The organism is Micromonospora trifolii, assembly GCF_050516465.1.
Lineage (GTDB): Bacteria > Actinomycetota > Actinomycetes > Mycobacteriales > Micromonosporaceae > Micromonospora > Micromonospora trifolii.
Map to the genome: position 1 here is coordinate 1157527 of NZ_CP191526.1, position 21966 is coordinate 1179492.

Sequence of the window (21966 nt, forward strand, 5' to 3'; positions counted from 1 at the left end):
ACCCTCCCCTCGACAATCGGAGTAGTCGTATGCCCCCGACATCGACAGTCGACCGACCCAGCAACGTCTCCGAAGCCCTGGCCCGAGGCCGCCTCGGCATCCCGTCGGTCATCTTCTTCGTCCTCTCCGCCGCCGCGCCGTTGACCGTGGTGGCCGGCGTCGTCACCACCGGCTACGGCGTCATCGGGGTGACCGGAATCCCGCTGGCCTTCCTGCTGATCGCCGCGGTGCTCGCGCTGTTCTCGGTGGGTTACGTGGCGATGTCCCGCCGGGTGGAGAACGCCGGCGCCTTCTACGCCTACATCTCCCGGGGGCTCGGCCGACCGGCCGGCGTGGGCGCCGCCTGGGTCGCGCTGATCGCGTACAACGCGCTCCAGGTCGGGCTGTACGGCACCATCGGCGTGGCGGCCGAGCCGGTGCTCGACCGGCTCTTCGGCGGACACCCGCACTGGGCCGTCGTGGCCCTGGTGGCGTGGGCGTTGGTCGGCCTGCTCGGCCTGCTCCGAGTCGACCTCAACGGCATGGTCCTGGCCGCGCTGCTGGTCGCCGAGATCGTGGTAGTCCTCGTCTTCGACCTGGGACAGCTCGGCAACCCGGCCAACGGTGAGGTCAGCTTCGCCTCGTTCTCACCGGACAACCTCTTCGTGCCGGGGGTCGGCGCGGTGCTGGTGCTCGCCGTCCTCGGCTTCGTCGGCTTCGAGTCGGCGGTGGTCTTCAGCGAGGAGAGCAAGGACCCGAAGCGAACGGTGCCGCTGGCCACCTACCTCTCGGTGGCGATCATCGCCGGGCTGTACGCGCTGTCGTCCTGGACCATGACCGTCGCGGTCGGGCAGGACCAGATCGTCGCCGAAGCCGGCGAGCAGAGCGTCGGGCTCATCTTCAACCTGGCCGCCGCACAACTCGGCGACACCGCGGTCACCATCGGGCAGGTGCTCTTCCTGACCTCGGTGCTCGCCGCGATGATCTCGTTCCACAACACCACGGCCCGCTACACCTTCGCGCTCGGTCGGGAGCGGGTGCTGCCGGCCGTGTTCGGGCAGACCTCGGCCCGTACCGGGGCGCCACGGGCCGCCTCGGTGGCGCAGAGCGTCCTCGGACTGCTGGTCATCCTGCTGTACGCGATCAACGACTGGGACCCGGTGGTCCAGCTCTTCTTCTGGGTCGGCACCACCGGCGGCTTCGGCGTCCTGCTGCTGATCGCCACCACCTCGGTGGCGGTGATCGCCTACTTCGCCCGCTCCGCCGGGGGCGAGAACCTCTGGCGACGGGCCATCGCGCCCGGCCTGGCCACCATCGCACTCTTCGTGATCATCTGGTTGGCCGTGTCGAACTTCGCCAACCTGCTCGGCGTTGCGCCGGACTCCACGCTGCGCTGGGCGCTTCCCGCCGCGTACCCGGTGGCCGCCCTGCTGGGCATCGGCTGGGCCCTGCTGCTGCGCAGCAACCGCCCGGACACGTACGCCCGGATCGGCCTGGGCGCGGCGAGCGCCGCCGCCGTCAAGCCGGAGGCGCCGGCCGCCGTGGAGGTGACCCGATGAGCGTGGTCATCGAGCAGCTCGGACCGGAGGAGACCGCCCTCGTGGCGGGTCGGATCGCCGAGGCGTTCACCGTCCTGGAGGTGACGTACTGGCTGGTCCCGGACGCGAGCAAGCGGGAGGCCGTGCTGGCCGGCGACTTCGAGATACTGGTCGCGCACGCGATGCGGCACGGCATGGTCCACGCCACCGCGGACCGGGCCTCGGTCGCGGTCTGGTTTCCCTCGGTCGGCGAACCGGCGCCGCCGCCGGCGGATTACGACGCCCGACTGGCCGCCGCCTGTGGCGAGTGGACCGACCGGTTCCAGCACCTCGACGAGCTGTTCGCGGCGAACCACCCGCACCCGGACCACCACCACCTCGCGTTCCTGGCAACCCGGCCCGACCGGCAGGGGCAGGGCTTGGGGAGCGCGTTGATGCGGCACCACCACGCCTGGCTGGACGCCAACGGGATGCCGGCGTACCTGGAGGCGAGCAGCCCGCGCAGCCGGGACCTGTACGCGAAGCACGGCTACCTGGCCGGCGAGCCGTTCCGGGTGCCCGACGGCACGCCGTTCTGGCCGATGTGGCGGGAGCCGGTCGGGCGCTGAGCTGGTCAGGTCGACGCGACCAGCACGCCCTGTGGTTGCACTGTAACGCTCACGTGACAGCACGGACAGCACGGAGGGCCGGGTCCATGGGACCCGGCCCTCCGCTGGTGAACTGGTCAGTACGTGCCGTCGAGCTGGCCGCGCAGCTTGGTCAGTGCCCGGGTCAGCAGCCGCGAGACGTGCATCTGCGAGACACCGATCTGGTCGGCGATCTGCGACTGGGTCAGGTTGCCGTAGAAGCGCAGCGTGAGGATCTTCTGCTCGCGCTCGTCGAGGGTGGCCAGCGCCGGGCCGAGGGCGACCCGCAGCTCAGCCAGCTCGAACTCGCTGTCCTCGCCGCCGAGCATGTCGCCCAGCTCGGTGGCGCGCTCGCCGTCGCCGGTCGGGGTGGACAGCGACACCGCGTTGTACGCGCGGGCGCCTTCCAGGCCCTCCAGCACCTCTTCCTCGGTGAGCTTGAGGTGCGCGGCGATGTCGGCGACCGTCGGCGAGCGGCCGAGGGTCTGCAGGAGCGAGCTGTTGGCGTCGGAGATGGCCAGCCGCAGCTCCTGGAGCCGGCGGGGCACCCGGATGTCCCAGGTGCGGTCGCGGAAGTGCCGCTTGAGCTCGCCGATGATGGTGGGGATCGCGTAACCGGCGAAGTCGACACCGCGCTCGGGGTCGAACTTGTCGATGGCCTTGATCAGGCCGATCGCGGCGGTCTGCGCCAGGTCGTCGTTCGGCTCGCCGCGCCCGCTGTAGCGGTGGGCCAGGTGGTTGGCGAGCGGCAGCCAGGCCTCGATCGCCCGGTCCCGCAGCGCGGCGCGCGACGGGTGGTTGGCGGGCAGCGCCGCCATCGCGTTGAGCAGGTCGGCGGCGCTGTCGGTGAGAGCGCGCGGGTCGAGCTTGGTGGTGGCCTTGACGGCGGCGCTCGGCTGCTCGGTGATCGTTGGCGCGGTCATGGGTGGTCCTCCCTGCACCTCGTCCGCTGACGAAAAAGACGTGACGCTTTGGTTTAGCTTCCAGTAGGCCGTTCGGGAGTCACCTTAACCTGATCGTCTCCCAGAAATCTAGCCGAAAGGTTGATGGACTTAAGGTGTGTCGAGGCACAAAAAGTGCAAATGGCGCGGAAGTTGGGGTGGCTGTGAGGATCCTTACCCGTTGCTCCCGCTGCCCGGTCCGCTGCCCGGTCGGCCGACCGGTTCGGCCGATCGGCCCACGGGTCACGTCGACTGGTCAACATGAAATCCGACAAGTCGCCAGGAGTGTCGACTATCCGTCCTTGTCCCGCTGGTGGGACCGGCCGTAGCGTCGCGTGTACACACCCGGTTCGGAGGCACCGTGCTCGATCCAGCCGCTCCCCAGCTTGTCGTGAACAGTCGCACCCTCTACTTCAGCTGGCTGCCGGCGGATCCCGACGCGGTCGCCGCGCTGGTCCCCCCCGGGCTCTGCCCCCGTCCCGACCGGCAGGTCTTCCTCAACCAGTACATCGTCGACGACGAGACGCAGACCTCCGGCTTCGGCGCGTACTCGCTGACCTACCTCGGCGTCTCGCTCCTGGGCGTCGACGCGCCCGGCGGCCTCAACGCCGGTGGCTGGTGGACCCACTACGTGGCCTCCAGCCGGCGGGTCCGTGAGTACGCCGTCGCTCGCGGCGCCCCGGTGCTCGCCGGGCGCACCCGGATCGACGTGAACGGCGAGGACCTGCTCTCCGAGACGGAGATCGACGGCACGCCGTTGATTCGGGCCCGGTGTCGGGTGGGGGAGACCGGGCACGTGATCAGCAGTGGGCACCACCGCTACTTCACACGGCGCGACGGCCAGTTGCTCAGCTCGGCGTACCCGTTCGTCGCCGAGCCGGTCGCCCCGTTCGAGATCGAGTCGGTGGAGTTCCTCCAGCCCGGCCACCCGATGTACGCGCTGCGCCCGGCCAACCCGCTGACCATCGGCTTCGGCTACTACTCACCGCGCTCGTCGTTCGCCTACCCCGGCGGGCTGAACGTGCACGCGGTCGCCGCGCCGGAGCCGGCCCGACCGCTTCACCAGGTGCCGGCCAGCCTCGCGCGCAGCGGCCTGCCGTCCGGGTCGTAGACCAGCCGGTACACCGGCAGCGCCCAGGCCCGGGTGTACCACGGCAACCGCTCGGGGCGGTGCGGGCGCAGCCGCCCGGGCGGCCGTTCTCCCACCTGGCCGTCGTCGTACCACTGCTGTAGCGCGTCGGCGGCGGCCGTGACGGCCGCGACGGCGTCCGCCGGATCCAGCAGGTCGGCGTCGTCGGCGCCGTCCGGGTCGCGGTCCAGGTGCTCGCGCCACAGCCGCAGTCGCAGGTCCCGGGCGAAGCTCCGCGCGCCGTCGCCCCGCCCAGCGGGGTCGGTGGGCTCCCGCTGGTCCGGGGTGTCGTCGAGCACCGCGCAGGACAACTCGCTGTCGTGCGTCCAGGACCGCCGGTTGAAGTTGTCGCTGCCCACGCTGGCCCACACGTCGTCGACCACGCAGACCTTCGCGTGCACGTAGACCGGGTCGCCGGCGTGGTTCTCCACGTCGAACACGTGCACCCGGTCCGGTGCGGCCCGCTCACACAGCGACAGGGCCTGCTCGCGCCCGACCATGTTCGGCGGCAACGCCAGCTTGCCGTCCACGTCCGGGTGGCGGGGAACGACGGCGATCAGGTGCAGGTCCGGGTTGTCCCGCAGCGCGTGCGCGAACAGGTCCGCCACCTCGGCCGACCAGAGGTACTGATCCTCCAGGTAGATCAGCCGGCGGGCTCGGCGCACCGCCTTGGTGTAACCCCGGGCCACGGTCCGCTCGCCGTTCGGTGCGAACGAGTAGCGGGGACGGACAGCGGGGTAGGTGCGCAGCACCTGGATCTGGTGCGGACCGCAGGGCGGCGGATCGGCCGGCTGCTCGGGCAGCGGGTCGGGGCGCAGGTCCGAGCCGCGCAGCCGATCGCGCAGGTAGGCCATCGGGTTCTCCGAGTCCAGCGGCATCGGGTCGGTCCAGCGTTCCCGGAACAGGGTGTCCAACGCGCCGACCACCGGACCGCGCACCGCGAGCTGTACGTCGTGCCAGGGCGGATTGGGTCCGTACCGGGGGGACATCTGCACCGGCTGGGGGTCGCCGTGGTGCGCGGCGTCATCGCGGCGGCTGTGACACAGGTCGATCCCGCCGGCGAAAGCGACGTCCCGCTCGGGGGCGCCCTGGTGCCGCAGCACCACGAGCTTCTGATGGTGCGAGCCGCCGCGCCGGACCCGTTGGTCCAGCAGCACCTCGCCACCGGCGGCCGAGATCGTCTCGCTGAGGTCGCGGTTCTCCACCTCGCTGTACGCCAGGACGTCGAGGTGCGAGCGCCAGATCAACCCCTTGACCACCACACCGCGCTGCGCGGCCTGCGCGAAGAGTTGGGCCACCGTCGGACCGTCCGGGCGCAGCCGCTGGTCCGGGTCACCCCGCCAGTCGGTGAAGAACAGGTGGTCGCCGGGGCCCAGGGCCTCGACCTCGTCGACCAGTCGGGCGAAGTACGCGGCACCGTGAATCAACGGCTCGGCGAGGTTTCCCGTGGTCCAGACGGGTATGCCAGAGACCGGGTTGGCACGTTCCTCCGCGGTGAGAAACCAGTCCTGCAACGGCACCGTCCAGCCCCCCTGGAGGTCGGCAACGTCCTCACGGTAGGACCCCCGACGCGGGTCCGCACGCCAGGCCGGCATACCGGTGACCTGGCCAACGCCATCGGAAGCGACGCGACAACAGCCGAGGAGGCCACACTATGCCCCGCGACACGACGAATCCCGTGACCGAGAACCGCGAGCCGGCGGTGGAGAGCGAACGGGGTGCGCTGGTAGCGGTGTTGGTGATGGTGATTCTGGGTGTCGCCGGGATTTTTGCGGTCTCCTGAGGCGGCGCCGACGCCCGCGGGATGAACCGGAGGCGTCGGCGCCGAACTCAGCGGTCGACCGTCGTCAGGGGCGGGTGCCCTGGCCGCCGGTGTGCGGGAGCCGCTCGGTGGGGATCACGCCGAGGCGACCGGCCTGGAAGTCCTCGAATGCCTTGAGCAGCTCGTCCCGGGTGTTCATCACGAACGGGCCGTACTGTGCCACCGGCTCCCGGATCGGCTGACCACCCATGATGTAGAGGTCCAGTGCCGGGGTGTTGCTGTCCTGCGCGGTGTCGGCGCTGAACCGCAGCGCGTCACCCGGGCCGTGCACCGCGAGCTGGCCGGTACGCACCGGCCGCCGGTCGGTGCCGACCGTGCCGCGGCCGCCCAGCACGTACACCAGGGCGTTGAAGTCGGGCCGCCAGGGCAGGTCGACCTGCGCGCCCGGCTGCACGGTGACGTGCGTGATGGTGATCGGGGTGAAGGTCGAACCCGGGCCGCGGTGCCCCGCGACCTCGCCGGCGATGACCCGGATCAGCGCGCCGCCGTCGGGCGTGGTGAGCAGCGCCGACTCCCGACCCCGGATGTCCTGGTAGCGGGGCGGGTTCATCTTGGCCGAGCGGGGCAGGTTGACCCACAGCTGGGTGCCGTGGAAGAGCCCGCCGCTCACCACCAGGTGCTCCGGCGGCGCTTCGATGTGCAGCAGGCCGCTGCCCGCCGTCATCCACTGGGTGTCGCCGTCGGTGATGGTGCCGCCACCGCCGTTGGAGTCCTGGTGGTCGAAGACGCCGTCGATGATGTACGTGACGGTCTCGAAGCCGCGGTGCGGGTGCCACGGGGTGCCCTTGGGCTCGCCCGGCGCGTAGTCGACCTCGCCCATCTGGTCGAGGTGGATGAACGGGTCCAGGTCGGTGGTCGACACCCCGGCGAAGGCGCGACGGACCGGGAAGCCCTCACCCTCGAAGCCGCTGGGCGCCGTGGTCACCGTGCGGACCGGGCGGATCGTGGTGGCCTCGTCGAGTCGGGGCAGGCGGGGCAGGACGAGGACGTTGTCGACGGTGATCGCGGGCATGTCGAGGCTCCTAGCGTGAGGCGAGGGTGGTCGAGCTGACCCGCGATGCCCGCAGGCGCTCGCCGAGCCGGTCGAAGACCCGGGTGAGGCAGGCGACCTCGGCGTCGTCGAGGTCGTCCATGAGATGGGTACGCACCGAGGCCAGATGGTGGGGTGCGGCTTCCCGCAGGGCGAGCAGCCCGGCGGCGGTGAGCACCGCCTCGCTGCCGCGCCGGTCGTCCGGGCAGGGCTCCTTGCTGACCAGGCCACGACGCTGCATGGAGGAGACCTGGTAGGTGAGGCGGCTGGGCGAGAAGATCAATCGGCTGGCCAGCTCGCCCATCCGCAGCCGCTGCCCGGGTGCCTCGGAGAGCAGAACCAGCACGTGGTAGTCGGCGAAGCTGAGGTCACTGTCGACCCGCAGATCCTCTTCCAACTGGGTGTAGAGACGCTGGCTGGCCTCGATGTAGGCGCGCCAGGCGGCCTCTCGGGTGCTGTCCAGGCTCTCGGTCATGCCACGACGATAGCACTCTTTCAAAATTTAAATAATGCCGTTGAGCGTTGCCTGGGTCACTTCTGAGCGCACTGGCCGCCGGATCGTGCAGCTTTGAAGGAAATCTGCGGTAAACCGGCGGCGCGTAGGCCTCGGGATGTGCCAGACTCCGGCCTCGTGGAACACGTGGAACTCTCCGCCGCCGACCTGTTGCTGCGCCCCTGGCGAGACGAGGACGCCCCGTCGGTGCGCGACGCCCTCCGGGACCCGGCGATCGCCCAGTGGAACCCGCAGGGTGGCGACCCGATCGACGACGAGGTCGCGCTGCTCTGGGTGCGTCGCCGGGCCGACTGGTCCACCGGTGGTCATGCCTCGATGGCGGTCACCGCCGCGGCCGACGGCAAACTGCTCGGCTCGGTGTCGCTGCACCGCATCCACGACGGCGACGCGTCCATCGGCTACTGGACGGTGCCCGCGGCACGGGGGCGTCAGGTGGCGGTCCGCGCCGTCGTCCGGCTCACCGACTGGGCGTTTGCGGATCTCGGGCTGCACCGGGTGGAACTGTGCCACGCGGTGGCCAACCCGGCGTCCTGCCGGGTCGCCGATCGCGCCGGCTACCCGGCCGAGGGGACCCTGCGCGAGTCGTACCGGTACGGCGACGGCCGCCGCTACGACGAGCACCTGCACGCCCGCCTGGCCACCGACCGCTAGCCGCAGGCGGGCCGGGGTCCGAAAACGCTTCGGCCCCGGCCGCGCGGGTCGCCTCGAACCGTCAGTCGGTGACCTTGCGGAGGAATGTCGCGAGGGCGGTCCTGACGCGGTCGATCCTCTCCGGCAGGGGCAGAGGCTCGGGCGCGGGGGGCCCGGCGTGCTTCTTCCCCCGCAGATACAGCGAGCAGGCCAGGTCGGAGCACAGGTACGTGCCCACGGAATCGCCCTGCCGTCCGCTCGGACCGGCCTTGGGGGCGGTCATCAACGAGACGCCTCCGCCGAGGTGCGTCGTCAGGCAGAACGAGCACATGCTGTGCCGTACACGCCCCGTCTGGTGCGTCGCGGCCCGCAGCACCACCCCGGCCAGCTTGCCGTCGGTTTCGGCCACCAGGTAGGCCCGCTGCGGCGCGGAGGGATCCCGCCAGCCGAGAAAGTCGAGGTCGTCCCAGGGGCGCATTTCAAGATCATTCGGCACGGCCAACCGCTTCGCCTCGCCCCGGCTGCAATTGACGAAGGACGCGCGGATGACGGATTCGGTCAGGACCAACATAGGTAGTAGCCTAGCTCTCCTAGGCAAACGATTATTACGGCTAGGTTGGGGAGTGCTGGGTGGTACGTGCCAAGGTGACCGTCGAGCGCCTGACACTGGCCGCGGCCGAGCTGGCCGACGAGGTGGGCGTGGAGAACGTCACGGTTGCCGCGCTCGCACGCCAGTTCGGGGTGAAGGACGCCAGCCTGTACTTCCACCTCAAGAACGCGCACGACCTGCGGGTCAGGATCGCCCTGCTGGCGCTGGCGGAGCTGGCCGACCGGGTCGCCGCCGCGCTCGCCGGTCGGGCCGGCAAGGACGCGCTGGTGGCGTTCGCCAACGCGTACCGCGACTACGCGCGGGAGCACCCGGGCCGCTACGCCGCCATGCAGATCGACCTCGACCCGGAGACCGCCGCCGCGAGCGCGGGCGTCCGGCACGCCGAGATGACCCGGGCGATCCTGCGCGGCTACCGGCTCTCCGAGCCCGACCAGACCGACGCGGTGCGGATGATGCACAGCACGTTCCACGGGTTCGTGAGCCTGGAGAAGACGGGCGGCTTCCGGCACACCCCGCGCCCCACCGACGACTCCTGGTCACGCACCCTGGACGCCCTCGACGCCGTCCTCACCAACTGGCCGTCGCCCTGAACTGCCGCAGCGCCGCGGCATAGGCTCGGTGGCGTGGATGATCTGGAGCTGGCCGACTGGCGCGAGCGGGTGGCCCGGCTGTACCTGTCCGACGTCGACCTGGCCGGCTTTCGCGCCGGCCGTGACGAACTCTTCGCCACCCACCCGCAGAGCCCGATCCCCGTGGCGGAGCGACAGGGCTTCGCCGGAGTGCGCTACTTCCCGCCCAATCCCGAGGCCGTGGTCGAGGCGCCCCTGCGATCGGCCACCGGTGAGCTGCGCATCGACACCGGCGGCCCGGACGGGGTGATCGCGTACCGCCGGGTGGCGGTTGCCGAGACGTCATGGGGGCCGCTGACCCTGTGGTGGATCGAGGCGTACGGGGGCGGGCTGTTCGTTCCGCTGCGCGACGGCACCTGCGGGCGGGAGAGCTACGGGGGAGGCCGGTACCTCACCGACACGGTGAAGGGCACCTTCGGCCGGGGTGTGCAGCTGCTGCCCGGCGACCGGGTCCGGTTGGACGCCAACTACCTCTACAACCCGAGCTGCGCCTACGACGACCGTTGGGCCTGCCCGTTGGCACCACCGGAGAACCGGGTCGACGTGCCACTGCGGGCCGGCGAGCTGGCGTACCACGACTGAACGGCCGCCCCAGCGTGCTGCCGGGACGGCCGGTCGATCGTCGCTCAGCGGGCGTTCGCCGCCGAGCTGGACATCTGCATCCGACCAAGTAGCTGTCGCGCCTGGTCGGCGAGCTGCGCGTCGACCGTCACCGCGTACTGACCGGCGCGCAGTGAGCTGGCCGAGGTGAAGTCGCGCTGGCCGCCCGTCATGGCGTGCGCGACCGCGCCGAAAACGGCACCCCAGATCGCACCGATGACCAGCCCGACCAGGATCACCGCCAGCCAGTTGCCGACGGTGAAGATGCCGAACAACAGGCCGATGAAGAGCCCGAACCAGGCGCCGGTGCCGGCGCCGAGCAGGCCGGCTCGACCGGTGGTCATTCGCCCGAGCACCGTCTCCACCAGGGTGAGGTTGGTGCCGACGATGGCGCTGTGCTCCACCGGGAAGCGGTTGTCGGCCAGGTAGTCGACGACCCGCTGCGCGGTCGGATAGTCCGGGTACGAGCCGATCGTCACGGTCGGCGGGCCGGACTCCGGCCCGTGGCCGTCCCCGGCCGGTGTCGACAGGCGGCCGGCCGGTCCGGATGGAAGCAGGTCGCCACCCTGTGTGCCGGACCGCCAGGCGGCGGTCGGCCCCGAAGCTGACGTCATGAGCATCCTCCCTCGTCAGCTCGCCGGGTTCCCGTCCAGGCCGACCGGTAACGCGGTCTCCACCGTCGGGCAGGAGGGGCATGGGCGCGGACTGCCCGGGTAGGCAGTCAGGTGGAGAGCGGACAGATCAGCGACTACGGGTTCCTCGCCGACGGCCGCAGCGCGGCGCTGGTGGACGCCTCGGGCTCGGTGAACTGGTGGTGCCCGGGCCGGTTCGACGCCCCGTCGGTGTTCGGGCGGCTGCTCGACGACAACGCCGGGCACTGGTCGATCCAGCCCGAGGGCGACTACCGGGTCGAACGCTCCTACCTCGAGGACACCCTGGTGCTGCGGACGGTCTTCCGCACCGCCCAGGGTGAGGTCGCGCTGACCGACGCGCTCGCCTTCGAGCCCGGCTCACGCAGTCACGACATCGGCCTGCACTCGCCGCAGGTGCTGGTCCGTTCGGTGGAGGGGCTGTCCGGTTCGGTACCGATGCGGTTGCACTACCGGCCGCGCTTCGAGTACGGCCGCACCGTCGCGTACCTGATCGAGCGGGAGGACATGCTGGAGGCAATCGCCGGGGCGGCCCGACTCACCCTGCGCGGTAGCGAGCGGTTGACCGCCGGGGACGGCGAGGCCACCGGGACGTTCACCGCCCGCGCCGGCACGAAACACAACTTCACCCTCGGGTACGCCCCGACCTACGACGCCCCGCTGCCCGAGGTGCCGGACGCCGACCAGACCATCGCCGACACCGCCGCCGGCTGGCGCTCCTGGTCGGCCGATCACCCCTACGACGGGCTCTACCCCGAGCAGGTGCGGCGCAGCCGGCTGGTGGTGCAGGGCATGACGTACCGGCCCAGCGGAGCGGTGGTGGCCTCGGTGACCACCTCGCTGCCGGAGAAGCTCGGCGGGGACCGCAACTACGACTACCGCTACGTCTGGGTGCGCGACTTCAGCCTGACCCTGCGGGCGCTGTGGCGGACGGCGTGCCTGGACGAGGTGCAACGGCAGTTCGCCTGGTTGGGCCGGGCGATGGGCCGTATCGACGACAAGCCGGTGCCCATCATGTACGGGGTGCTGGGGGAGCGGGACCTCACCGAGCACCGCCTGGAACAGCTCGGCGGCTACCGCGACAGCCCGCCGGTGGTGATCGGCAACGACGCGTGGCAGCAGCGGCAGACCGACATCTTCGGCGAGGCGCTCGACGCCGCCTGGTTGATGCGCGACAAGCTGGAGCCGCTGGGCCCGGAGGTGCGGCACGTGCTCCGGGTGCTCGCCGACCAGGCCGAGCGGGACTGGGCGTTGCCCGACGCGGGGATGTGGGAGGAACGCGGCACCCAGCACCACCACGTGTCCTCGAAGGTGCAGTGCTGGGTCGCCCTGGATCGGGCGGTCCGCTTCGGTGACAAGCTCGGCGAGCCGCAGGACGTGGCCCGCTGGGCGGCCGCCCGCGACGCGGTGCGCGCGGAGGTGCTCGAGCGGGGCTGGAGCGAGCGGCTTCAGTCGTACACCGGGAGTTTCGAATCCGACGACCTGGACGCCTCGGTGCTGGTGATGCCGCTGGTCGGCTTCGTGCGGGCCGACGACCCGCGGATGCGCTCGACGATCCGCGCGGTGGAGCAGCGGCTCTCCCACGACGGCCTGCTGCGGCGCTGGGACGGCGACCCGGCCGGATTTCTCATCTGCTCGTTCTGGCTGGTGTGTTGTCTGGCGCTGGCCGGTGAGCGGGACCGGGCGCACGAGTTGTTCCGGGGGCTGGCGGAGCGGGTCAACGACCTCGGCCTGTTCGCCGAGCAGATCGACCCGCTGACCGGGGAGCAGCTGGGCAACTTTCCTCAGGCGTTCTCCCACATCGGACTGATCAACGCCGCCGGTGTGCTGACCGACGTCGAGCGGGACCCGACGCTGCGTCAGTGCGGGATGCCCCCGGCGTACTTCTCTCCGGTGCGCCCCTGAGCCGGACTTTCGCGCGAAACGTGACAACTTTCTATCTGACGACGCGAATTTCTATCGCTTTCCAGTGAAAGACGTTAATGTCCGGGACACCCTGCGGTGCTCCTCCAGTCGGCGGGAGCGGCACCGAGATCCCCCGGACAGCTGGAGGTCTCGTGTCCCGCACACCGCGCCGACGTCTCGTCAGCGCCACCACCCTGCTCACCGTCCTGGTCACCCTCTGCCTCGTCCCGCAGGCAAGCGTTCTGCCGGCCGCCGCGTCCCCGGCCCAGGCCGCCGCCCTCGCCCCGCCCGCCACCGTCGGTTTCGAGAAGGTCGCCCTCGACGGCGGCCTATCCATGGGCGAACCGATCGAACTGGCCGTCGCCCCCGACGGCAAGGTCTTCTACATCAACCGGGGCACCAGCGCCGCCGGTGGCCAGGTCCGCCTCTACAACCCGGCGACCAGATCCACCACGGTGGCCCTGACCCTGGCGCTGGACGCGCGGTTCGAGGACGGCCTGATCGGCATCACCCTGCACCCGAGCTTCGCGAGCAACCGCTGGGTCTATCTCTTCTACTCGCCGAAGGTCACCCCACTGGTCAACCGGATCAGTCGGTTCACCTTCAACCCGTCCAGCCTGCTGCTCGACCCGGGCAGCGAGGACGTGCTGATCGAGTGGCCCACCGAACGCGATCTCTGCTGCCACTCGGCCGGCTCGATGAGCTGGGACACCGCCGGCAACCTGTACTTCGCCGTGGGCGACAACACCAACTCCGGCGGCGACTCCGCCGGGATGGCCCCGATCGACGAGCGGACGAACCGCAACGCGCAGTACGACGCCCAGCGCACCTCCGGCAACACCAACGACCTGCGCGGCAAGATCAACCGGATCCACCCGGAGAACGACGGCAGCTACACCGTCCCCGCCGGCAACCTCTTCGCCGCCGGCACCGCGCGAACGCGCCCGGAGATCTACGTGATGGGCGTGCGCAACCCGTACCGGATCTGGGTGGACCGCAAGGCCAACAACACCCTCTACTGGGGCGAGGTCGGCCCGGATGCCGGCACCGACCTCGCCAACCGTGGCCCGGCGGCCTACGACGAGTTCAACCGGGCCAACGGGCCCGGCAACTACGGCTGGCCGTACTGCGGCGGCCCCAACGTCGCCTACAACGACTGGGACTTCGCCACCGCCAGCCCGCGCGGCTGGTTCCCCTGCGGCGGCTCGACCGGCCCGGTCAACAACTCACCCCGCAACACCGGCGTCCAGCAGCTTCCGCCGACGAAACCGGCGCTGGTGTGGGAGCAGCACGGTGGCAGTGAGGACTGGCCGGCGCTGGACAACCCGGGCGGATGCGGGTCGCCCAACCACGTCGAGGTCTACCACTACGACCCGAACCTCGTTTCGGACGTGAAGTGGCCGGCCTACTACGACAACAAGTGGCTGATCTCTGAGTACTGCCGCAACTGGATCAAGGAGGTCCAGTTCGACAACGGCAACCCGTCCACCGGGGCGCCGACCGTCATCGAGCCGGTGCTCGCCGGCATGAAACTCGTCCACCCCATCGACTGGCAGTTCGGCCCGGACGGTTCGCTCTACCTGCTGGAGTACGGCAGCGGCTACTTCTCCGGCGCGGTCGATGCCGGTCTCTACAAAATCAACTATGTCCAGGGTGGCCGGTCGCCGGTGGCCAAGGCCACCGTCAACCGGGACAGCGGCCTGGCCCCCCTCTCGGTGACCTTCTCCAGCGCCGGCAGCTCGGACCCGGACGGCGACCCACTGACGTACGCCTGGGACTTCACCAACAACGGCAGCACCGACTCGACCGCCGCGAACCCGTCCTTCACGTACTCCGCCAACGGCAGCTACAGCGCCCGGCTCACCGTCAACGACGGCACCGGCCGCAGCGCCACCACTGTGGTGTCGGTGGTGGTCGGCAACAACCGGCCGACGGTCACGTTGACCGGCCTGCCCGCCGGCGGGCTCTTCGACTGGGGGCAGGACCTGGCGGTGGGCGCCTCGGCCAGTGACCCGCAGGACGGCACGCCGGCCTGCTCGGCGGTGGTCGTCCGGGCCGCGCTGGGCCACCAGGAGCACGCCCACGAGGAGGGGGAGGGGACCGGCTGCGGCGCCACCTTCAACACCGGCCCGGTGCACGCCGGCCCCGACTCGGTGCTCTTCTTCGTCCTGCGCGGCAGCTACACCGATCGCGGCGCGACCGGCTCGGCCGCACTCACCGGTGAGCAGGAGATCAGCCTCTACCCGAAACAGTGGCAGGCCGAACACTTCGTCCAGCTCAACGGACCCAAGGTGATCGACCAGGCGGCGGCCGAGGGCGGCAAGCGGCTGGGTGACGTCCAGAACGGCGAGAGCGTCCGGCACCACGCGGTGAGCCTCAAGGGGATCACCGGCGTCCGGGCCCGGGTCTCCTCCGGCGGCCCCGGCGGCACCCTCTCCTTTCGGTACGACTCACCGACCGGCACCGAGGTCGCCCGGATCGCGGTGCCGAACACCGGCGGCTGGGACAACTACACCGAGCTCAGCGCCACGGTGACCAAGCCCGACGACGGCACCCACGACCTGTACCTGGTCGTCACCGGCGGCAGCGGGGCGTTGCTGGACGTGGACAGCTACACCTTCACCGGCCCGGGCGTCGGCACCGGCGGGGCGCGTGCCGGTGAGGTCAAGGCCCTCGGCAAGTGCGCGGACATCGCCTCCAGCCAGACCGCGAACGGCACCAAGGTGCAGACCTGGACCTGCAACGGCACCGCCGCGCAGCGCTGGACCCTACCCGGCGACGGCACGGTGCGGGGGCTCGCCAAGTGCCTGGATGTGAAGGCGAGCGGCACCACCGACGGCACCCTCGTGCAGCTCTACGACTGCAACGGCAGCGGGGCCCAGCAGTGGGCCGCCCAGTCGGACGGCAGCCTGCGCAACCCCCAGTCCGGGCGTTGCCTGGACATCCCCAACTCGGATCTCACCGACGGTCGGCAACTGCGGATCTGGACCTGCAACGGCACCGGGGCGCAACGCTGGACCCTGCCGTGACCGCCCCCTGACCGGCTCGGCACCCGTACCCGAGCGTCGATGACGCACGGGGCCGGGCGGCGGAGGCGGAGCCCGGCCGTCCACCCACGTCCCCCGGGTGGGCGGCCGGGACTCGGGGCACAATGCCGGTATGCGGCTGGTGCTCACGGCGGACACTCACGTACCGAAGCGGGCCCGGGACCTACCCGGGCCCCTCTGGGCGGCCATCGAGGCGGCCGACGTGGTGGTGCACGCCGGCGACTGGGTGGACGAGGCCCTGCTCGACGCCATGACCGCGCGGTCACGCCGACTGATCGGTGTGTACGGCAACAACGACGGCCCGGCGCTGCGCGCCCGGCTGCCGGAGGTGACCCGGGTCGATCTCGACGGCCTGCGGGTCGCGGTGGTGCACGAGACTGGGCCCCGGACCGGTCGGGAGACGCGGTGCGCGGCCCGCTTTCCCGACGTCGACCTGCTGGTGTTCGGGCATTCGCACATCCCCTGGGACACCGAGGCGCCCGGTGGGCTGCGCCTGCTCAACCCCGGCTCACCCACCGACCGGCGCTCCCAACCCCACGCCACCTACCTCACCGCCGAGGTGCACGCGGCAACCCTGTCCGAGGTCCACCTGCACAACCTGCCCCGCCCTTGACGGCCAGCCCCGCCTCTCAGCCGCGATCTTGCACTTGCTGTCGATGATTTGCGCGTTGTGCGCCCTTTTGTCGCGACGGAAAGTGCAAGATCGCGCGGAGGGGGCCGGGTCCTACTGGCCTCGGCCGGTCTTGGCCTGGAGTTCGTCGATGCGCTTGGACGCCTCGGCCTTGGTCAGGTCGTCCGGAAGGTCGGCGTGGGCCTCCCGGGCCAGCGTGCTCAGGTAGGACTCCTGGGCGGCGGTCGGCGGCTCGTCCCCGGTGACCCACTCGTCCGGGTCCTTGATCGCGGCGTTCTGGTCGGCCTGCTCGGTGCGGCGGTCCGTCATCATCATCACCCTCCCTTTCGAACAGGTGTGCCAGTACCCCGATCTCCGATGGTTCATGCCCGAACGCCGCCGCCACCTACGATCATCGGATGACGGAGGACCGGTCGAGCGTGGTGGTGGTCGGGGCGGGCATCGCCGGAATGGCCTGTGCGGTCGAGCTGACCCGGGCCGGGGTGCCGGTGCAGGTCCGGGAGCGGGGGCACGTCTGCGGTGGCCGGATGGCCAGCAAACGCTTCCTGGGCCGGCCCGCGGACATCGGCGCCGCCTACTTCACCGCCAGCGACCCGGACTTCGCCGCACTGGTCGAGCAGTGGCGCGCCGCCGGGCTGGTCCGCGAGTGGACCGACACCTTCCAGGCGTACGACCGGAGCGGGAACCACGAGGTCCCCGGACCGATGCGCTTCGCCGCCCCCCGTGGGCTGCGCTCGTTGGTCGAACACCTGGCCGGCGCGGTGCCGGTGACCGTCGACCGGCTGGTGCTCACCGTGGAGCCCGGCCCGATCGTGGACGGGCAGTCGTGCGCGGCGGTCGCCCTGGCCATGCCGGGCCCGCAGGCCGCCCTGCTGCTCGACCCGGCCCTGACCGACGCCACCCGGGTCGTGCAGGAGCAACGCTGGTCACCGTCGCTGGCCGCGGTGCTGCGCTTCCCGACCCGGCACTGGCCGGACTTCCGGGGCGCGTTCGTCAACGAGCACCCGGTCCTCAACCTCGTCTGCGACGACGGCGACCGGCGCGGGGACGGCGCGCCGGTGCTGGTCGCGCACACCGTGCCGGAGTTCGCGGCCGGGCACCTGGCCCAACCCACCGGGGCCGGCCCGGCGATCGAACAGGCCGTCCGAGACCTGCTCGGGCTGCCCGAGCAGGCCGTCGACGTGCACGTGCACCGTTGGACGTACGCGAAGCCGACCAGCGACGCCGGCGGCGCCACCCACCACCTCGACGCCGACGGAATCGGCCTGGCCGGCGACGCGTTCGGCAAGCCCCGGGTGCAGAGCGCCTGGCGCTCCGGCCGGGACCTGGGCCGTGCGCTGGCCGCCCGCCTGGCCTGAGCCGTCTGCTCAGGCGTGCCCGCCTGGCCTGAGTCGCCCGCTCAGGCGTGCCCGGCTGCCGCGACGGGCCGAGCGTCGGCGTCCCGCTCGGCCGGGTCGGAGGTCCGCTCTCCCGCCCGGTCCAGCAGCTGCATGACCGGGGTCGCCGTGATGCCGTGCACCACGACGGAGACGAGCACCACCAGCCCGACGGTCGCCCAGAGCAGTTCGGCCTGCGGGAAGTCGGCCTTGGTGGTGGCGTACGCGAGGTAGTAGAACGAGCCGACGCCACGAATGCCGAACAACGAGATGACCCAGTGCTCGGCTGGGCGTCCCGGAGCGCCGCGCAACGACAGCCAGCCGATCAGCGGCCGCACCAGGAACACCAGCGCCAGCCCGACGGCGGCCGCCGGCCAGGTCAGCGGGCCCAGCAGGCCACCCACGATCGCGCCGCCGAGCAGCAGCAACAGCACCAGGGTGAGCAGCCGTTCGACCTGCTCGGCGAAGTCGTGCAGCACCGAGTGGAACTCGTGGGTCCGCTCGGCGGCCCGAATGGCCCGGGCGGCCACGAACACCGCCAGGAAGCCGTACCCGCCGACCACCTCCACCAGCCCGTACGCCAGGAACGTGGCGGCCAGTGCCAGGAAGCCCTCGGCGTGCCGGGCCAGCCGCAGCTCGCTGGGCGCGCGGAAGAACAGCTTGCCGAGCAGCCAGCCGATGAGCAGGCCACCGCCGACGCCGATGCTGATCTTCCAGAGCACGTCCACCGTGAACCACTCGGCCAACCAGTCGCTCGGGGCGAGGCTGGTCGAGGCGATGGCGATGGCGGCGTAGACGAACGGGAACGCCAGCCCGTCGTTGAGGCCGGCCTCGGAGGTCAACGCGAAGCGGACCTCGTCCTCGGAATCCTCCACGTCGGTCGGCTCGCCGACCTGCACGTCGGCGGCGAGCACCGGATCGGTGGGCGCCAGCGCGGCGCCCAACAACAGTGCGGCGGCCGGCACCAGCCCCGCCCACCACCAGCCGAGCAGCGCCACCGCCGCGATGCACAGGGGCATCGCGATCGCCAGCAGCCGCCAGGTGGACGACCACCGCCGCAAACTCAACGGCCGGTCGATCTTCAGCCCGGCACCCATCAGCGCGACGATCACCCCGATCTCGGTGAGGTGGGTGGTCAGCTCCGGGTGAGCCAGGGGGTCCGGCGACGGCAGGCCAACCGGCAGCAGGAACACCAGCATGCCGAGGGCGAGGAAGGCGATCGGCATCGACAGCGGGCGCCGCTCCAGCACTCGCGGCAGGATGCCCGCCAGCAGAGCGCCCAGCCCTACCAGCGCGAACGCCACATCTACCGGCTCCACGGCACCACCCTTCTGCCCGCACCCGCGAGGCGCGGGCAGGTGGTGACGTCCTTGCCCCGCAAGGGCTCCGGCTATGCGCGTCCGCGCCGGTGGACCCGAGTGATCCTCACCGGGGGCGGGTGAGCGGCGAGTCCGCCAACTCGTGCAACAGCGCGGCCGGGTCGTCGTACACCGCCACGGCACCCGCGCCGGCGAGCTCACCGCGGCTGGTGCCACCGCAGGTCAGGCCCACGCACGGGATGTTCAACTTCCCGGCCGCGACGACGTCCCACACCGAGTCGCCGACGAAGACCACCCGCTCGGCGGTCAACCCGGACTGCTCCAACGCGGCGACCAGGATGTCCGGTGCCGGCTTGCTCTGCTGGGCGTCCGCGGAGGAGGTGATCGTGTCGATCACGTCATCGGCGGCCAGCGCCCGACGAAGCGCGCCCACCTCGGGTTCCGAGGCGGAGGTGGCCAGCACGACCCGCAACCCCCGCTCGGCGCAGGAGCGCAACAGGTCGGCCGCCCGGGGTAGCGGCGTGAGTCGTTCCCAGTACTCGGCGTAGAGGGTGTCGTGCGCGTCGCGCAGCTTCGAGTCGGCGTCGCGGTCCCGCTCCGGGCCGAGGAGATGGTCCAGGAGTTTGTCCGACCCCATCCCGATCGAGCGGTGCACCACTGCCATCGGCACCGGCTGATCGGTCTGGCGTAACGCCTCCCACCAGCTCACCGTATGCAGGTAGGTGGTATCGACCAGGGTGCCGTCGACATCGAAGAGGACCCCGGCGGGCCGGTCAATAGCCATGGTCGTCCTCCTACCCTCGGGCGGCTCAGGAGTGCACGGCCGGCGTGAGGATCTCGAACCAGACCGTTGAGCCCCGGACCGACGGGTCGGTGCCCCAGGCGTCGCTGAGCTCCTCGATCAGGCCGAGGCCGCGCCCGCGACTGCTCAACGTGTCGGTACGGGCCCGGGTCACGGTGCCCCGGGTGCCGGAATCCGCGACCGAGACGAGCAGCCGCTCGGCGCTGAGGTCGATCTCCACCCGGGCGGCCGTGCCGGCGTGCAGCAACGCGTTGGTGGTCAGCTCGCTGGTGCAGAGCACCGCCGCCCCGATCACCGACTCTGGCACCTGCCACTCGGTGAGCTGGCCGGTCAGCCAGTGCCGCACCCGGCTGGGCGCGGTCGGCTCGGCGGGCACCTCCATGCTCGCCGAACGACTCGGTTTGAGCGCGTGCTCGACCGCCAGCACGGCCACGTCGTCCTCCGTGCCGCCCGGGACCGCCGCGGTGGCCACCGCGCAGAGCGCGCGGGGATCGCCGCTACCGGCCTTGGCGATGGCGTCGCTCAGGGTGGCCAGCCCGGCGCTCAGGCTCTGCCGGCGACGCTCCACCACCCCGTCGCTGAAAAGCAGCAGGGTGTCACCGGGACGGAACGGGACGGTCGTGGTGCCCGGCCGGCCGCCCAGCCCCAGCGGCGGCCCGGCCGGGACGTCGACGTACTCGGCGTGAAACCGACCATCCGGGTCGCCGCGGCGGATCAGCGGCGCAGGGTGCCCGGCGCTGGACAGGGTCAGCTCCCGCCGCTCCGCGTCGATCACCCCGAACGCCACCGTGACGAACAGCTCGTGGGTGCCGGCCTCCGCGCCGAGGCTGGTCACCAGCCGGTCCAGGCCGCCCAGGACCGCGGCGGGCGTCGGATCGGCCAGGGCCAGGGCGCGCAGCGCGGCCCGGACCTGCCCCATCCGCGCGGCGGCCTGCACGTCGTGCCCGGCGACGTCGCCCAGCACCACGCCGAGCGAGCCGTTGGGCAGCAGGAACGCGTCGTAGAAGTCACCGCCGGCCGCGTTGCCGTCCACGCCCGGGTCGTAGCGGGCCGCGATCCGCAACCGGGGAAGATCCGGCAGGTGCTCCGGCAACATGCTGCGCTGCAACAGTTGGGCCGTGCCGTGCTGGGTCTCGAAACGGCGGGCCCGCTCCGCGGCCTGACCGATCAGCTCTGCCGAGGCGGCCAGTAGCGCCCGCTCGGCGGGAGACCAGGTGTGCGGGACCTGATAGCCGACCGCCAGCCCGCCGCGGACCACCGAGGTGCCCAGCGGCAGGGCCGCCATCGCCTGGATCTTCTGGTCGTGGCGGTCCACGGCGGTGTCCCGCAGCGGTTGCCCGTCGCGGGTGAACGAGGGGGCGCCGGAGCGGGCCGCCTGCACCACCGGGGCCGACCAGTCCGCAGGCGCGCGCCGCCAGAGCGGGGGCAGGCGTTCGTCGGCCTCGTCCAACAACTCGCCACGGACCCGACGCACCATGCGCCAGCCGCCGCCGCCCTCGTCGACCGCGAACGAGGCCTGGTCGGGGTCGAACGTGGTGATCGCGTACCGCAGCGCCACCCGGGCCACGTCGTCGAGGGTGAGGGTGCCGGCGAGCGCTGCGGCCACCTCGCTGAGGCTCTGCAACTGCTCGGTGACGTGGGTGGTCTCGGCCGCGACCGTCAACACGCCGACGATCTGCCCGGCGCTGTCGCGCACCGGTGAGTAGCCCCGGGTGAAGACCGCCTGCTCCACCGTCGCGGAGTGCCCACGGACCAGCGGCAGGGTGGACTCCTTCTCCAGGAAGGGCTCGCCCTGCCGGTAGCAGCGCTCGATCACCGCACCGACGCCGGGAAGCGCCCAGATCTCCGCGAACACCTCGGCGGCCGGACGGCCGAGGGCGCTCGGGTGCTTGGTGCCCAGCAGCTCGGCGTAGCCGGCGTTGTAGAGCAGGACGAGATCGTCGCCGTACGCCAGGGCCATCGGCATCGGCGAGGCGAGGACCAACTCCACCACGGCCTGGAGGGCGACGTCCCAGTCGTCGGCTGGGCCCAGCGGGGTGTTGGCCCAGTCGTGGGCGAGCACGCCGACGGCGGGGCCGGACCCGGTGGGTGCGTCCGGGCCCGGAGTTGCTGGCGTGGGGACCCGCCCGACCGTTCCTGGCATGTTCGCAGCCTAGTCGGCCGACCGGAAAAGGCATCCGACCACGGC

General features: G+C 71.6%; 21 protein-coding genes. 11 read left to right on the forward strand and 10 right to left on the reverse strand.

Annotated elements, in window-relative coordinates; all coding sequences use genetic code 11:
* Positions 1-29 precede the first annotated feature (29 nt).
* Together ACQRWP_RS05270 and ACQRWP_RS05275 are read left to right on the forward strand one after the other, a co-directional pair.
* A complete protein-coding gene (locus ACQRWP_RS05270) occupies positions 30-1538 on the forward strand; it encodes an APC family permease (RefSeq protein ID WP_430501062.1) in 1509 nt (502 codons plus the stop codon).
* Positions 1535-2125, forward strand: a complete 591-nt coding sequence (locus ACQRWP_RS05275) for a GNAT family N-acetyltransferase (protein WP_430501063.1) — start codon at positions 1535-1537, stop codon at positions 2123-2125. The genes ACQRWP_RS05270 and ACQRWP_RS05275 overlap by 4 nt, the downstream gene beginning before the upstream one ends.
* A 116-nt stretch (positions 2126-2241) precedes the next feature.
* Here the strand turns inward: ACQRWP_RS05275 and ACQRWP_RS05280 are convergent, their stop codons facing one another.
* A complete protein-coding gene (locus ACQRWP_RS05280; RefSeq protein WP_091401616.1) occupies positions 2242-3066 on the reverse strand; it encodes a SigB/SigF/SigG family RNA polymerase sigma factor in 825 nt (274 codons plus the stop codon).
* A 379-nt stretch (positions 3067-3445) separates the two neighbouring features.
* On the opposite strand from ACQRWP_RS05280, the gene ACQRWP_RS05285 reads away from it, so the two are divergent.
* On the forward strand, positions 3446-4195 hold the full coding sequence (locus ACQRWP_RS05285) for a hypothetical protein (protein WP_430501064.1): 750 nt from the start codon (positions 3446-3448) through the stop codon (positions 4193-4195).
* Here the strand turns inward: ACQRWP_RS05285 and ACQRWP_RS05290 are convergent.
* A complete protein-coding gene (locus tag ACQRWP_RS05290) occupies positions 4144-5733 on the reverse strand; it encodes a phospholipase D family protein (protein WP_430503131.1) in 1590 nt (529 codons plus the stop codon). The genes ACQRWP_RS05285 and ACQRWP_RS05290 overlap by 52 nt on opposite strands.
* Before the next feature lie 134 nt (positions 5734-5867).
* On the opposite strand from ACQRWP_RS05290, the gene ACQRWP_RS05295 reads away from it, so the two are divergent.
* A complete protein-coding gene (locus tag ACQRWP_RS05295; RefSeq protein ID WP_256441970.1) occupies positions 5868-5996 on the forward strand; it encodes a hypothetical protein in 129 nt (42 codons plus the stop codon).
* A gap of 64 nt (positions 5997-6060) precedes the next feature.
* Here the strand turns inward: ACQRWP_RS05295 and ACQRWP_RS05300 are convergent, their stop codons facing one another.
* Entirely contained in the window at positions 6061-7047 is a 987-nt protein-coding gene (locus ACQRWP_RS05300) for a pirin family protein (protein ID WP_430501065.1), read from the reverse strand.
* A gap of 10 nt (positions 7048-7057) precedes the next feature.
* Entirely contained in the window at positions 7058-7540 is a 483-nt protein-coding gene (locus ACQRWP_RS05305) for a MarR family winged helix-turn-helix transcriptional regulator (RefSeq protein WP_430501066.1), read from the reverse strand.
* A 156-nt stretch (positions 7541-7696) separates the two neighbouring features.
* On the opposite strand from ACQRWP_RS05305, the gene ACQRWP_RS05310 reads away from it, so the two are divergent.
* Positions 7697-8230, forward strand: coding sequence for a GNAT family N-acetyltransferase (locus ACQRWP_RS05310; RefSeq protein ID WP_430501067.1), 534 nt, complete (start codon positions 7697-7699; stop codon positions 8228-8230).
* Positions 8231-8291: 61 nt separating this feature from the next.
* Here the strand turns inward: ACQRWP_RS05310 and ACQRWP_RS05315 are convergent, their stop codons facing one another.
* On the reverse strand, positions 8292-8780 hold the full coding sequence (locus ACQRWP_RS05315) for an FBP domain-containing protein (protein WP_430501068.1): 489 nt from the start codon (positions 8778-8780) through the stop codon (positions 8292-8294).
* A gap of 59 nt (positions 8781-8839) precedes the next feature.
* Between ACQRWP_RS05315 and ACQRWP_RS05320 the strand changes: the two genes are divergently transcribed.
* Positions 8840-9409, forward strand: coding sequence for a TetR/AcrR family transcriptional regulator (locus tag ACQRWP_RS05320; protein WP_430501069.1), 570 nt, complete (start codon positions 8840-8842; stop codon positions 9407-9409).
* Between the two features lie 33 nt (positions 9410-9442).
* Complete coding sequence (locus tag ACQRWP_RS05325) at positions 9443-10030, forward strand: DUF1684 domain-containing protein (protein WP_430501070.1); 588 nt, start codon at positions 9443-9445, stop codon at positions 10028-10030.
* A gap of 44 nt (positions 10031-10074) precedes the next feature.
* Here ACQRWP_RS05325 and ACQRWP_RS05330 read toward each other — a convergent pair whose 3' ends face one another.
* Positions 10075-10662 (reverse strand): general stress protein, encoded by a 588-nt coding sequence (locus ACQRWP_RS05330; RefSeq protein ID WP_430501071.1) that lies wholly within the window; start codon positions 10660-10662, stop codon positions 10075-10077.
* A gap of 111 nt (positions 10663-10773) precedes the next feature.
* Here ACQRWP_RS05330 and ACQRWP_RS05335 point away from each other — a divergent pair, with 111 nt between their 5' ends.
* From ACQRWP_RS05335 to ACQRWP_RS05345, 3 genes are all read left to right on the forward strand, one after another.
* On the forward strand, positions 10774-12603 hold the full coding sequence (locus tag ACQRWP_RS05335) for a glycoside hydrolase family 15 protein (RefSeq protein ID WP_430501072.1): 1830 nt from the start codon (positions 10774-10776) through the stop codon (positions 12601-12603).
* Positions 12604-12755: 152 nt separating this feature from the next.
* On the forward strand, positions 12756-15632 hold the full coding sequence (locus ACQRWP_RS05340) for a ricin-type beta-trefoil lectin domain protein (protein ID WP_430501073.1): 2877 nt from the start codon (positions 12756-12758) through the stop codon (positions 15630-15632).
* A gap of 130 nt (positions 15633-15762) precedes the next feature.
* Positions 15763-16263 (forward strand): metallophosphoesterase family protein, encoded by a 501-nt coding sequence (locus tag ACQRWP_RS05345; RefSeq protein WP_430501074.1) that lies wholly within the window; start codon positions 15763-15765, stop codon positions 16261-16263.
* Between the two features lie 111 nt (positions 16264-16374).
* Here the strand turns inward: ACQRWP_RS05345 and ACQRWP_RS05350 are convergent, their stop codons facing one another.
* Positions 16375-16593: a DUF3072 domain-containing protein gene (locus ACQRWP_RS05350; RefSeq protein ID WP_357840949.1), complete on the reverse strand. Its 219-nt coding sequence runs from the start codon at positions 16591-16593 to the stop codon at positions 16375-16377.
* Positions 16594-16700: 107 nt separating this feature from the next.
* Between ACQRWP_RS05350 and ACQRWP_RS05355 the strand changes: the two genes are divergently transcribed.
* Complete coding sequence (locus tag ACQRWP_RS05355; RefSeq protein WP_430503132.1) at positions 16701-17639, forward strand: NAD(P)/FAD-dependent oxidoreductase; 939 nt, start codon at positions 16701-16703, stop codon at positions 17637-17639.
* A gap of 41 nt (positions 17640-17680) precedes the next feature.
* Here the strand turns inward: ACQRWP_RS05355 and ACQRWP_RS05360 are convergent, their stop codons facing one another.
* The 3 genes from ACQRWP_RS05360 to ACQRWP_RS05370 all read right to left on the reverse strand — a co-directional run bounded on the left by ACQRWP_RS05360 (position 17681) and on the right by ACQRWP_RS05370 (position 21921).
* Entirely contained in the window at positions 17681-18976 is a 1296-nt protein-coding gene (locus tag ACQRWP_RS05360) for a cation:proton antiporter (RefSeq protein ID WP_430501075.1), read from the reverse strand.
* A gap of 106 nt (positions 18977-19082) precedes the next feature.
* Positions 19083-19760, reverse strand: a complete 678-nt coding sequence (locus ACQRWP_RS05365) for an HAD family hydrolase (RefSeq protein ID WP_430501076.1) — start codon at positions 19758-19760, stop codon at positions 19083-19085.
* Positions 19761-19785: 25 nt separating this feature from the next.
* Positions 19786-21921, reverse strand: a complete 2136-nt coding sequence (locus ACQRWP_RS05370) for a SpoIIE family protein phosphatase (RefSeq protein WP_430501077.1) — start codon at positions 21919-21921, stop codon at positions 19786-19788.
* Positions 21922-21966: the final 45 nt, after the last annotated feature.

Bases quoted from the DNA above. Each gene is read 5' to 3' on its own strand.
- ACQRWP_RS05270 (WP_430501062.1), top strand. From the start codon at position 30: ATGCCCCCGACATCGACAGTCGACCGACCCAGCAACGTCTCCGAAGCC.
- ACQRWP_RS05275 (WP_430501063.1), top strand. From the start codon at position 1,535: ATGAGCGTGGTCATCGAGCAGCTCGGACCGGAGGAGACCGCCCTCGTG.
- ACQRWP_RS05280 (WP_091401616.1), bottom strand. From the start codon at position 3,066: ATGACCGCGCCAACGATCACCGAGCAGCCGAGCGCCGCCGTCAAGGCC.
- ACQRWP_RS05295 (WP_256441970.1), top strand. From the start codon at position 5,868: ATGCCCCGCGACACGACGAATCCCGTGACCGAGAACCGCGAGCCGGCG.
- ACQRWP_RS05300 (WP_430501065.1), bottom strand. From the start codon at position 7,047: ATGCCCGCGATCACCGTCGACAACGTCCTCGTCCTGCCCCGCCTGCCC.
- ACQRWP_RS05305 (WP_430501066.1), bottom strand. From the start codon at position 7,540: ATGACCGAGAGCCTGGACAGCACCCGAGAGGCCGCCTGGCGCGCCTAC.
- ACQRWP_RS05315 (WP_430501068.1), bottom strand. From the start codon at position 8,780: ATGTTGGTCCTGACCGAATCCGTCATCCGCGCGTCCTTCGTCAATTGC.
- ACQRWP_RS05330 (WP_430501071.1), bottom strand. From the start codon at position 10,662: ATGACGTCAGCTTCGGGGCCGACCGCCGCCTGGCGGTCCGGCACACAG.
- ACQRWP_RS05345 (WP_430501074.1), top strand. From the start codon at position 15,763: ATGCGGCTGGTGCTCACGGCGGACACTCACGTACCGAAGCGGGCCCGG.
- ACQRWP_RS05350 (WP_357840949.1), bottom strand. From the start codon at position 16,593: ATGATGACGGACCGCCGCACCGAGCAGGCCGACCAGAACGCCGCGATC.
- ACQRWP_RS05365 (WP_430501076.1), bottom strand. From the start codon at position 19,760: ATGGCTATTGACCGGCCCGCCGGGGTCCTCTTCGATGTCGACGGCACC.
- ACQRWP_RS05370 (WP_430501077.1), bottom strand. From the start codon at position 21,921: ATGCCAGGAACGGTCGGGCGGGTCCCCACGCCAGCAACTCCGGGCCCG.